The 13,058-nt window shown below is 35.4% G+C and carries 5 protein-coding genes; 2 read left to right on the forward strand and 3 right to left on the reverse strand.

From position 1 onward, the window contains the following. Positions 1 to 2: 2 nt before the first annotated feature. The gene (gene ileS / locus K345_RS0108005; RefSeq protein WP_028973714.1) at positions 3 to 3,122 is read right to left on the reverse strand and encodes an isoleucine--tRNA ligase; all 3,120 of its coding nucleotides are present in this window, start codon (positions 3,120 to 3,122) and stop codon (positions 3 to 5) included. A gap of 148 nt (positions 3,123 to 3,270) precedes the next feature. Between ileS and glgX the strand changes: the two genes are divergently transcribed. Beyond that, positions 3,271 to 5,388 carry a glycogen debranching protein GlgX gene (glgX, locus tag K345_RS20255; protein WP_037571608.1) on the forward strand — a complete coding sequence of 706 codons (2,118 nt, stop codon included), beginning with the start codon at positions 3,271 to 3,273 and terminating at the stop codon, positions 5,386 to 5,388. On the opposite strand, the gene K345_RS0108015 is transcribed toward glgX, so the two are convergent. Together K345_RS0108015 and K345_RS0108020 are read right to left on the reverse strand one after the other, a co-directional pair. Further along, on the reverse strand, positions 5,389 to 9,795 hold the full coding sequence (locus tag K345_RS0108015; RefSeq protein WP_037571610.1) for an acyl-CoA dehydratase activase: 4,407 nt from the start codon (positions 9,793 to 9,795) through the stop codon (positions 5,389 to 5,391). Positions 9,796 to 9,854: 59 nt separating this feature from the next. Further along, a complete protein-coding gene (locus K345_RS0108020; protein ID WP_037571611.1) occupies positions 9,855 to 10,451 on the reverse strand; it encodes a hypothetical protein in 597 nt (198 codons plus the stop codon). Between the two features lie 124 nt (positions 10,452 to 10,575). Between K345_RS0108020 and K345_RS0108025 the strand changes: the two genes are divergently transcribed. After that, on the forward strand, positions 10,576 to 13,050 hold the full coding sequence (locus K345_RS0108025) for an FAD-dependent oxidoreductase (RefSeq protein WP_028973717.1): 2,475 nt from the start codon (positions 10,576 to 10,578) through the stop codon (positions 13,048 to 13,050). Positions 13,051 to 13,058: the final 8 nt, after the last annotated feature.

Below are 13,058 nucleotides of genomic sequence, written 5' to 3' on the forward strand. Positions count from 1 at the left end.
TATTATTCCTTTACTAAATCAATAAAGGCTTCATCATCTCCGACTTGTACAGAAACTGCAGTAGCTGACTTATTCCAACTCCAATCAGCTCCCAATATTTCACCAAGGAAATAACCTTCAAACTCATTAACAGCATCCTGTAATAGTTCAGGCCCCACAAAAGAAACATTGATTCGATCAGTAACCTGTAAATCCCGTTCTTTTCGGAGATTTTGAAATCCTCTTACTAAGTCACGGACCAGACCTTCTTTTAACAACTCATCGGTAATATCAGGATCAAGTGCAACTGTGAGAGAACCTTCGTTCAACACCTTTAGGTTTTCCTTTTCTGTTCTAATTACAATCACACTGTCTTTGGTTAGGTCGACACTTCTATTGGTTAGATCAATACTTAAAGTAGCCCCTTCTAGAAGACTTTGAATTTCCTCTCCCTTAAGGGTTTCTATTTTTGCAGCTGCCTCTTTCATGTCTTTACCAAGCTGTTTACCAAGAACTTTAAAGTTTGCTTTCGCAGAATACTCTACAAGTTCATCTTCATTTTCTCGGTAAATAACTTCTTTAACATTTAATTCTTCAGAGATAATATCTTCCATTTCTCTAAGAATAGACCTTTCCTTCATATCCTTTGTAACTAGATGTAATGCTTTCAAAGGCTGTCTAATTTTTAAGTTATGTAGGCTCCTAATAGCACGTCCCATAGATACAGTTTGTCTTGTCACGGACATTTTCTTTTCAAGGTTCACATCTCTATAGCTTGTATTGACTGTTGGAAAGTCTTGTAAGTGTATACTAAGAGGCATATCTGAAGTTCGAAGATTTTGATAAATGGCTTCTGTGATAAAAGGAACAATGGGACAGGCGACAGTGATTACTTTCATTAACACATAATATAGAGTTTCATATGCCTGAAATTTATCTTTGTCATTCTCAGATTTCCAAAATCTACGTCTACTTCTTCTAATATACCAGTTATTAAGACTATCAATAAAATCAACTATTGGAGATAACGCCTTTTGAATTTCCAATTTAGCCATATTTTCTTCAAATACTTCCAATAGTTTTTCAGACTCACTAAGAATCCAACAATCTAATGGATTATCAGGTAACTCTGTTAGTCCTTTGGGCACGAATCCATCAATATTAGCATAAGTCACAAAAAAGCTATAAGCATTCCATAAAGGCAATATAGTACTTTTTAGACTATCTTTGACACCATCATCAGAATATTTAAGATCATCAGCTCTTACTACTGCAGAATCCATTAAATACAAACGAAGAGCATCTGCTCCAAATTTATTTATAACCTGAACAGGGTCTGTAAAGTTCCTTTCTGATTTGGACATCTTTTTTCCATCTTCCGCTAAGACCAATCCACTAACAATAACATTTTGGAAAGCGGGTGAATCAAAAAGAGCAGCAGCTAATATGGTTAAGGTGTAAAACCAGCCTCTTGTTTGGTCTAAACCTTCATTAATGAAATTAGCAGGGAAATTCTTTTCAAATCTTTCTTTATTTTCAAAAGGATAATGTACTTGAGCGTAAGGCATAGACCCTGATTCAAACCAGCAATCTAATACATCAGGAACTCTCCTGAACGTTCCCCCAGAAGAACCTTCCCAAGTAATTTCATCAACAAAATGCTTGTGAAGATCTTTTGGTCGTTGTCCTGAGTACTTTTCTAGTTCATCTAGACTTCCGATACATATCATTTCCCCAGTTTCATCGTTTTTCCAAACAGGAATGGGATTGCCCCAATAACGACTTCTACCAATGGACCATTCTCTGGCATTCTCAAGCCATTTACCAAAACGACCTTTCTGTATGTGATCTGGCATCCATCTTATCTGGTCATTGGCTTTAAGCATTTTATCTTTAATTTTTTCAACATCGACAAACCAGGAAGATATAGCTCTATATATTAAGGGACCTTTAGTTCTATAACAATGAGGATAATTGTGAAGGTAGTTTTCTCGTTTTATGAGTTTGCCTTCTTCTCTTAATCGTTTGATGATAGCATTGTCTGCATCTTTAACGAATATGCCCTTATATTCAGGAACTTCATCTGTAAATTTACATTCCGCATCAATAGGACATACGACAGGAACACCAGACCCTTTCATGATTCTGTTATCATCCTCTCCAAATCCTGGAGCTGTGTGTACTATACCTGTACCATCTTCGATAGTTACATATTCATCGACATATGTTCGAAAGGCGCCCTGTTCCTTGAGATCTGCAAAATAAGGCATAAGAGGTTCATAACTCATTCCTTTGAGATCTATACCTTTATATTTATCAACAATTTCATAATCTGCAGGATCTTTATAATAAGCATTTAAACGAGCTTCTGCTAAAATATAGTAATCTTTTCCATCCTTTACTTTTACGTAATCAATATCCGGGCCAAAGCAAAGTCCAAGATTTGAAGGCAGAGTCCATGGAGTCGTGGTCCAAGCTAGGAAATAAGTATTATCCTGCCCATCGACTTTAAATCTAATTGTAACAGCGGGATCTGTTACTTCCTTATATCCACCTAAATTTACCTCAAAATTAGATAATACTGTGGATAATTTAGGACTATAGGCATGAATAGAATGTCCTTCGTAAACTAGTCCTTTGTCCCATAATTGCTTAACTACCCACCAAATGGATTCCATATACTCAGGATCCATCGTTTTGTAATCATTTTCAAAATCAACCCAACGTCCCATTCTTCCAACTATCTTTTCCCATTCGGAAGTATATCTTAGAACAATTGAACGACAATTTTCATTGAATTTTGCGATTCCATATTCTTCAATTTGAGATTTGCCACTAATACCTAACTGTTTCTCCATCTCGAACTCGACAGGTAATCCATGACAATCCCAACCAAAACGACGCTCAACTCTTTTGCCTTTCATCGTATAGTAACGTGGAAATATGTCTTTTATGGTACCAGGAACGAAGTGACCAAAGTGTGGCAATCCAGTTGCAAATGGAGGTCCGTCAAAAAAGACATACTCCTCTGAACCTTCTCTTTGATCCAAAGATTTTTTGAAAATTTTGTTTTCTTCCCAAAATTTTAGAATGCTTTCTTCAAGCTGGGGAAAGCTGACTTTGGGATCTGCTGGTTTAAACAAACTCATCCTCCTGGCGAATTTTAACTTAACCGTAATATTAGAAATAATGAATTATGCTGTCAAGTTAGGTTATTCTTAGAAAACTCTGGTTTTTTCCCCTACAAGCTTCTACTATTTAAACTGTCACACTTAATGATAAGAGGAACTAATGATTAAGGTACGGAAATATAAAGATCTTCGATTAGAACCTGGGAATCCCTATTTATTGGGTGCAACCTCTGATCATAGGGGTTGTAACTTTGCAATTTTCACAAAAAATGGTACAGCTGTCACATTGCATCTATTTAGTAATATAAAAGATCATCTACCTAGCTATTCAATTCCCTTAGATTCTGAAGTAAATAAGACTGGTGATGTTTGGCACATATATATACGTGGGATAAAGACAGGTCAACTGTATGGCTATACAGTGAATGGACCATTTAGTCCTGAACCTGAAGGGCATCGTTTTGATAAAACAAAATTTCTATTGGATCCATATGCAAAAGCTGTTACAGGAGAGTACTTATGGAATCCAGAAGAACAAAAGGATGTACAAAATAGTATAAGTTATTCTCACTCAGGTAAGGGCGTAGTAATTGATCCTCTTGAGTTCAATTGGGAAGATGATAAACCTTTACATATTCCCTTAAAAGATGCAGTTATTTATGAAATGCATATCAGAGCTTTTACTCAAGACCCTTCTAGCGGTGTAAAACACAAAGGAACATATCTTGGTATTATTGAGAAAATCTCATACCTAAAGCAATTGGGAATTAATACAGTAGAGTTTTTACCTGTACATGAATTTAATCACAAGGAGAATATTAGAAAAAACCCAGAAACGGGAGAGCAATTGTATAATTTCTGGGGATACAGTACTTTGAGTTTCTTTGCCCCTGACTCATGGTTTGCAACCGTTGATGATGGTCTAACAGCTGTTAAAGAGTTTAAAACTATGATTAAGGCTCTTCATAAAGCAGGCATACAAGTCTTGTTAGACGTTGTATACAACCATACAGGAGAAGGTAATGAATTAGGACCAACCCATAGTTTTAGAGGTTTTGACAACTCTATTTATTATATGCTAGAAGAGGGAAAGTACTATAAAAATTATTCCGGATGTGGCAATACGTTAAATTGTAATCATCCAGTAGTAAAACAACTCATCCTAGATAGTTTAAGATACTGGGTCGTCGATATGCATGTAGACGGATTCCGATTTGATCTTGCGGCTATTCTAGGTCGTGATTCAGAAGGAAACTGGGTACCTAATTATTCGATTCTTAATGATATAAGCCATGATCCCATATTAAGTAACACAATACTCATAGCAGAAGGATGGGATGCTGCGGGATTATATAAAGTTGGAGGCTTTCCTCCTGGATGGGCTGAATGGAATGCCCAATTTAGAGATGACATAAGATGTTTTATCAAAGGTGACGAGTGTAAGGTACCTGTTATTGCAACACGAATGACCGGCTCATCAGATTTGTTTCACTTTCCCAATAGGAATCCCTATCATAGCATTAACTTTATTACAGCACACGATGGCTTCACTCTACACGATTTAGTGAGTTATAATAATAAGCATAATCAACAAAATGGTGAGGACAACCGTGATGGCATGGATGATAATTCCAGTTGGAATCATGGAGAAGAAGGCCCCACATCAAATCAGCAAATAGAAAAACTTCGATTAAAACAATCTAAAAACTTATTAACTCTACTTTTTATTAGTCAAGGAACCCCCATGCTACTGGCTGGTGATGAAATGTGGTTCTCAAAACAAGGCAATAATAATACCTATTGTCATGATAATACCTTTAATTGGCTTAACTGGAAACTTAAAAGCAAATACTCAAATTTATGGAATTTTACTAAACACCTTATTCAATTCCGAATGGACCATCCAGTGCTTAGAAGAGCTCATTTCTTTGATGGAACTGATAAAGCAGGCAATAATTTACTGGACATTTCCTGGCATGGAGTCAATCTTAATGAACCAGACTGGAGAGATGATTCCCATACGCTTGCTTTCATGCTTGATGGAAATAAAACTGAAACAGGTGCCGTCGAAGATGATAATAATTTCTATGTAGCCATAAATGGCCACTGGAAAGAACATAATTTCCAAATTCCACCAAATCAATCCAATAAAAAATGGTATACAACAGTAAATACGGGCATAAAAAAAAGTCACTTCCGATCAGGTCATGAAAAACCTGTATCGAAAGGGACTATAAAACTTCACAGTAGAAGTATCGTTATTCTCATCGAGAAATAACTATTTGTCGGCATTTGCCTTATTTTTTTCCAGTTCCTTGGCATTAATTATTAACATTTGAAGCCGGTTTTCTATATTGGCAAAGCTTGTATCTGGATCATAATCCAAACTTAACATTTGGATATGTGGTAACTGTTTTTTAAGAGGTTTTGTAAAACCTCTACCTGTTATATGATTAGGTAAACAGCCAAAAGGCTGAATAATGATAAAGGAATTTACCCCTTCCTTTTCCATCTCAATGATTTCTCCGGGTATTTTCCAACCTTCACCACCTAAGTAGGTTACATCAATCATATCCTTAATATTTTCTGCAATCTGATGAATTGTTGAATGCCCCTCATGGAATTTAAATTTAACCATGAGTTTCTCTATCTTAGAGTTTACATAATCAAAAATCTTACCAGTAACATCGCTAACCATAAAGTCAACAACAGGATTGGGAGACACCTTTCTCTTACCCATTTCCCGTGTAATATAATGAGATTTTCTAAAGAAATCATGCATATTAGGTACAACAACTTCCATACCGTGATTTTCCAAATATTCTTCTATATGACCATTAGCTCCTGGGTGATAATTCATGAGGATTTCCCCAATTATTCCAACACGTGGTCGTCTGGCTTCTTCAATCAAGGCAATCGAATTAAAGGCTTCAATAGCTTGTTGGAATAGCTCCATTGCCCGTTTCTTATTCTTCCTAACCACTTGGGATACTTGCTTCATATAAATATCAAAGATTCGATTAGTTTCACCAGAATGTTTTTCATAAGGTCTGATTCGTCTTCTCATTTTTTCCAGACCATCAATCATTGTTAAACCCCATAGAATATGGATTTGGTGTATTATTGATAGTTTAAATCCAGGATGCATATGCTTTTTATCAGTTCCTGTAGTGACTACAGGTATTTCTGGATACCCTGCTTCATCAAGTGCTTTTCTTGCTAATAATGGATATTGTCCTGCTCTACAGTCTTCACAGTTTTTTGCAACACCCATAGCAGCGCACTTAGGATCTATATCACCAGAATCAAGACCAGCTAAGAATTCTCCTATATTAATCTGTGCAGGATAACAAATATCATTATGGACGTATTTTTTACCCAACTCTATAGCCTTATTTCCAGCGACAGGAAGGCTTTCAAGCATGAATCCACTTCCTTTTAGAATTTCTGAAAGACAATAGGAAAACGCCGGACTTAAGTTTGGAATATAGATAACTTTATCTTTTTTATCCTGTTTTCGAAACTTAATGGGAAACGCATCTTTTAGTTCTTCGATTTTCTCTGCAGCTTTAGGAAGAATATCTTTAGATCTTCGAACTTTGACTGTCTCAACAAATGATTTAATTCTTATGTTAAGAGGACCTACAGCCTCTCCTTCATCTAATTTTAGTACTAGCATTTCTTTTTTTGCACTTGTTCGTAAGATTCTAGTCATTTCATCTGATATTACAGCATCGTGACCACAACCGAAACTTACGATTTGTACTAATTCGAGAGAGTTATCCCTTGCCACTTGTAGGGCTGCTTCTACCATTCGGGTATGGAAGTTAATAGTTGTCTCCATACGTACACCATTGAGATTGACGTCATGAGGATTGGGTAAACTGTCCAGTGTAAATACGGCTATCCCCTGTCTTGTAAAGTGCTTTGATAGATTATGATTAATAAGAGGATCAACATGGTAAGGACGAGAAGCAATTAAAACTCCAAAATCACCTTTCTTCTTCATCTGTGCTAATGCTTTCTCACCAGCTAATTGCATTTCCTTACGATAAATATCCATAACATTATCAGCTTGTTTTATCGCCTTTTTGACAACACTGGAATCAATATCAAAATGTTCTTCAAAATACTCTGATATCTGCAACACTTTAATTCTATGATTAAACCAATGAAATAAAGGTCTATGAATAGGAATATTGAATCTTTCTAAGGTTTCATTACTTTTTTCTGTAACCATTGCATAACCTTGAATAACGGCACAGTAGAAATTAGAATCTGCCTGCTTATTTTCCTTTTCACCACGGCTCATTTGAGGAAAGAATATTGCATCTACACCTTTTTCACATAAACTTTCTATATGTCCATGGGATAACTTAGCGGGAAAACAAATGGTATCAGATGGAACAAACGGAAGTGCTTTATCAAATAATTCATAACTAGAATTATCTGATAGGACAACTTCAAAACCTAGAGAAGAAAACAAAGCATTCCAAAAGGGCATACTATTCCAAAAATCCAAGGTTCTCGGTAATCCAATTCTTATCCCCTTTGAACTAATATAATTTTCAAAAGGATATTTTTTAAACAAAAGTTTTTCTTGAAGTGCAAGCATATCAGGAACACTTTTTTCTTTTTCATCTAAAGACTTAACTTCTTTTTGAATGCTTTTATCTTTAATATCACCAATTACTTCACCTTTTTCACATCGATTACCAGTGACATAGGAAGTTCCATCTGAGAACTCGACAATTGTTCGCATACAATTATTTGTGCAGAACCGACAAACAACTCCAGGCATCTTTTTATATGTGAAATCTTTTAATCCATCAAAACCAATAAAATGTGTTTGCCATTGAGTACCCATTGTTGAAGCCATATTCTTCATGTTACTGACGTGCTCTTTAGTTAATAATGCAATTCCAATGGCACCCATCTCACCAGGATAAGGAGCTCTAACAACATTTCTTCCTGTATACTGTTCTAAAGAACGCAAAACTGCATCATTTTTGAAAGTCCCACCTTGCACCATTACTGTACTACCTAGCTGCTCCCAATTAGATACACGAACAACTTTTGTAAAAACATTTTCAATGATTGATCTACAGATCCCTGCTAATATATCTGAAGATGTTTTCCCATTTTTTTGTTCTGTGATAATGCTTGAGTTCATAAAAACTGTACACCTAGATCCAAGACGGCTAGGGTTTTTAGCTTCAAAAGCCAAGTCCGCTATATCACTTACTTTTACACCGAGGGAACGGGCATAGGTTTCAACAAAAGAACCACAGCCAGCACTACACGCTTCATTGAGAACAATACCAGAGACAATTCCCTTTTGAAGGCTAATGGCTTTCATATCCTGGCCACCAATATCCAAAATAAAACTAACATTGGGTGCGTATTTTTGGGCGGCTCTTGCATGGGCTACGGTTTCAACACTATGATAATCTGCTTTTAAGGCTTTTGCGAATAAGTTTTCACCATATCCAGTTGTACCTACACCAAGAATATCCAGTGTAGCTCCTTTAGAATCATAGTATTTTTTTAATTCTTTTAGTCCATCGATTACAACAGATATAGGCTCACCCTTATTTGATGAATAAAAAGAATGTAAAACTTCCTCTTTATCATTAATAAGAACAAATTTACTTGTTGTAGAACCAGCATCAATTCCAAGATAAGCCTGAACAGCTTCTCCCTTTTTAGGTTCATAGGAAGGTATTTCCGGTAATTTGTGCTTATCCTTAAAAGTTTTTAGTTCTTCTTTAGAATTGAAAAAAAGTTCATCAACACTTTGGAATACTAAATGCTTTTTATCTACAAGATCTTCTAAATTCTTTAAAGCTTCATCTTTTTTATATTCATTAGCATCATCTACATACATAGATGTTAGACTCAAAGCGGCACCATAGGCTACTAAAATCTCAGGATTCGGTGGTATAATAACATCATTACTACTTAAGCCCAATCTCTCTTTAAATACTTCAATCAATCTCGGATTAAAGGTTAAAGGTCCCCCCTCAAAAATAACCTTTGGTTTAATGGTCATTCCTTGAGCTAATCCACCAATGGTTTGTTTAGCTAAAGCATGAAAAGAAGATAAAGCAATATCTTCCTTGCTGACACCTTGATTAAGTAAAGGTTGTATATCTGTTTTAGCAAATACACCACAACGGCCAGATATATCATATAAGGTTTTCCCTTTTGAGGCGTATTTGTTAAACTCTTCTGTTCTTATATTTAATAATTCAGCTACCTGATCTATAAAAGCACCCGTACCACCAGCACAGGAACCATTCATTCTCATATCACTGGCTATCAGCTGCCTACGTTCTTCTTCATATTCAAAGAAAATAACCTTAGCATCTTGCCCACCTAATTCGATGGCAACACGTGTCTCAGGAAACTGTTCTTTAACAGCCAATGTATTTGCTACAACTTCCTGAATGTAAAAGGCATTAATAGCCTTAGCAAATGTTTGACCTGCACTTCCACATATAGCAATTTTAAATTCATCATCAGGAAAACTCGAATGGGCTTCAATCAACAATCTTTGAACCGTTTTACCCTGTTCTGCGTTATGCCTTTCATAGCGGGAATGGAGAATCTCCAAGGATTCCTTATCAACAACTGTTATTTTTACTGTTGTTGAACCTACATCAATACCTACTAATTTTTCCATAATCTTTCCTTTTTACTAATGATTGTAATCAAGGTGGTGAAAATCTTCTAGTTCGAATTCTAATTAAAACCAAGATTCAAATGACTACCAAAGGCTTTTATTGTTTGTTTTTCCTGTCCTTGGTTGTTCCATGAGCTCTTTTTTTCAAGCACAAATATCACAATTCGATTTTCAAATGGATTTTTTGCCGTTCCCAAGATAACAACATTGTCAATCCGTAAACCCAATTGATGGGTAACATCTTTTGTCTTTCCATTCTTGTTTAAGTGTAATATATATTCACTGATCCAACTTCCCACACCGAAATTTTTTTCAAATGTTTCTATATCAGTTATAATATTCCAATTTTTAATACTCTGTAATGGCTGTTCATCCATATTTAACCAAATTTTATGATCACGTAACTCTCTATTCCATTTTGAAATGTTTTTTTCATTACTCATATCTCTATAGATTACTTTGTCATCAACTAAGTCAAAAATAACCTTAATAGGCTCTTGTTTATCAGTATTGTTTAAAGAATAAGCAACTAATCCGTCTTGTGACCATCCTAAAATATTAACCGTCGTATCAGACCAAGCATTTGTTGTAATTAATATAATTATTGGCAGTAAAAAATATTTTATCAAAGTAATAATAAAATACAACTCACTCATTATTTCTTCAAGAGCCCCAGATATGAATCTTTTTTTATATATATTTTTTTATTGACCTAGATGCAAACAAATGATAATAATTATTAATTCTTATATATTATTTTAAACATATACGAGGTTATATATGAAGTATGTAATTGTTGGAGGTGTTGCTGGTGGAGCTACCACTGCAGCACGGTTAAGACGAAATGATGAAAATGCAGAAATCATTCTTCTAGAAAAAGGTGAATACATCTCTTATGCCAATTGTGGCCTTCCCTATTACTTAGGACAAGTAATAACAGATAGAGAACGTTTATTTGTTCAAGATCCTCAATCTTTCAATGCGATGTTAAATGTTACAGTTAAAATTAATTCCGAAGTGATCAAAGTTGTTCCTGCTGAAAAAAAAGTAATTGTTAGAAACCTACTTACCCAGGAAGAATACAATGAAAGTTACGATAAATTGGTTCTGAGTCCTGGAGCTAATCCTGTAATACCACCCATTCCAGGAATTCGGGATGACAAAATATTTACAGTACGAAATGTTGTAGATACAGATGCAGTTACTGAATATATCAAAGTGAATTCTCCTAAGCATGCTGTCATTGTTGGTGCCGGTTTTATTGGATTAGAAATGGCTGAGAACCTACATTCCAGAGGTATGAAAGTAACTATTGTTGAAATGTCAGAACAGGTTATGACAATGCTAGACTACGAAATGGCAGCTTTAGTCCATCAACATCTAAAAACAATGGGTATTGAGTTCTATTTAAAAGATGGAGTTTCTAGCTTCAACAGCAAAGGAGATCTAATAGATGTTAATTTAGCCAGTGGTCGCTCCATCTCTGCAGATTTAGTTATTCTAAGTATTGGTGTTAAACCTGACGCAAAATTAGCTATTGAATCAGGAATAGAGATTGGGAACAGAGGTGGAATTGTAGTTAACAAATATTTACAAACAAACAATAAAGATATATATGCTGTGGGAGATGCCATAGAATATCCTAATCCAATAACTGGTTTACCTACATTAGCTAATCTAGCAGGACCAGCTAACAAACAAGGAAGAATATGTGCTGATAATATAGTTTATGGGGAGCACAAAGAATACATAGGCTCTATAGGGACGGCTGTAGCTAAAATCTTTGAATTAACAGTAGCGTCAACAGGATGTTCAGAAAAACAATTACAGAGAGACCGCATAGAATATCAATGTTGTCATACTCATTCATCTAGTCATGCGGGATATTATCCAGGTGCGATGCCATTAAGTGTAAAACTATTATTTTCACCAGTAGATCACAGAGTATTAGGAGCTCAAATAGTCGGCTACAAAGGTGTTGATAAAAGAATAGATATGATTGCTACAACCATACTTCACAAAGGAACAATCGAAAGCCTGGAAGAGATAGAGCACGCATATGCCCCTCCCTATAGTTCAGCAAAAGATCCCGTGAATATAGCAGGTTTCGTAGCTGAGAACCTATTAAATAATAGAACTCATCATATCTCATGGAAGGAATTACTAAAAGAAAACTCAGAACAAATCTTCTTAGTTGATGTTAGGCTACCAGACGAATTTCATTTAGGTAGTATAAATGGTGCTATCAATATTCCATTACAGCAAGTTAGAGATCGAATTAGCGAATTCCCTGTGGATAAAAAAATTATACTCTTTTGTGGTGTAGGATTAAGAGCCTATATGGCAGAGAGAATTTTAATTGGTCATAACTTTACTAATGTCTATAATCTAGATGGTGGTATGAAAACCTATGAACATGCAGTAAGTAAGCAAAGTAATGAAGATATTTACGCCAATGATTATATTGATAAAGATGATCACATATATCAAAAAGAATCACCCAAGATTCCTTCCATTGATACTGCTACCATCGAAATAGATGCCTGTGGACTGCAATGCCCCGGTCCTATTATGAAATTAAAGGAGAATCTTGACAAATTAACAGCAGAGCAAACATTAAAAGAAAAAGCTAATGATCCAGGATTCGAAAAGGATGTCGTTAGTTGGTGCAAAATGACAGGAAATGAACTAGTCAATCTAGATAAAGAAAATGGTATCATAACAGCTGTTATAAAGAAAAAAGAACAACAAACCAAAGAGCCTGCCCATTTTGTAAAAACCGGAGGAACAAATACAACCCTGATAGTATTCAGTGATGACTTTGATAAGGCACTAGCATCTTTTGTCATCGCTAATGGAGCAGCTGCGTCTGGTAAGGAAGTCACAATGTTCTTTACCTTTTGGGGACTAAATGTGATAAAAAAATATAAAAAAGTTAAAACGAAGAAGACCCTTATAAGCAAAATGTTTGGGATTATGCTACCTAAAAACTCTAAGAAATTAAGTTTATCTAGTATGAATATGGGCGGAATGGGAACAAATCTAATGCGTGGGATTATGAAAAGACAAAAAATAGATTCACTTGAGCAGATGATTCAAAATGCTATGACTAACAAGATAAAGTTCGTAGCCTGCCAAATGAGTATGGATGTAATGGGTGTGGACAAAGCGGAACTACTTGATGGCGTTGAAGTTGGAGGAGTGGCAACAATGCTGGAAAAAGCAGATACCAGTGCAGGAACTTTCTTCATATAGTAACATAG

The sequence above is a fragment of the Spirochaeta cellobiosiphila DSM 17781 genome (genome assembly GCF_000426705.1).
Taxonomy (GTDB): Bacteria; Spirochaetota; Spirochaetia; order DSM-17781; family DSM-17781; genus Spirochaeta_E; species Spirochaeta_E cellobiosiphila.

Excerpts from the sequence above, each read along its gene's own strand:
- glgX (WP_037571608.1), top strand. The coding sequence starts at position 3,271 with ATGATTAAGGTACGGAAATATAAAGATCTTCGATTAGAACCTGGGAAT.
- K345_RS0108015 (WP_037571610.1), bottom strand. The coding sequence starts at position 9,795 with ATGGAAAAATTAGTAGGTATTGATGTAGGTTCAACAACAGTAAAAATA.
- K345_RS0108020 (WP_037571611.1), bottom strand. The coding sequence starts at position 10,451 with ATGAGTGAGTTGTATTTTATTATTACTTTGATAAAATATTTTTTACTG.
- K345_RS0108025 (WP_028973717.1), top strand. The coding sequence starts at position 10,576 with ATGAAGTATGTAATTGTTGGAGGTGTTGCTGGTGGAGCTACCACTGCA.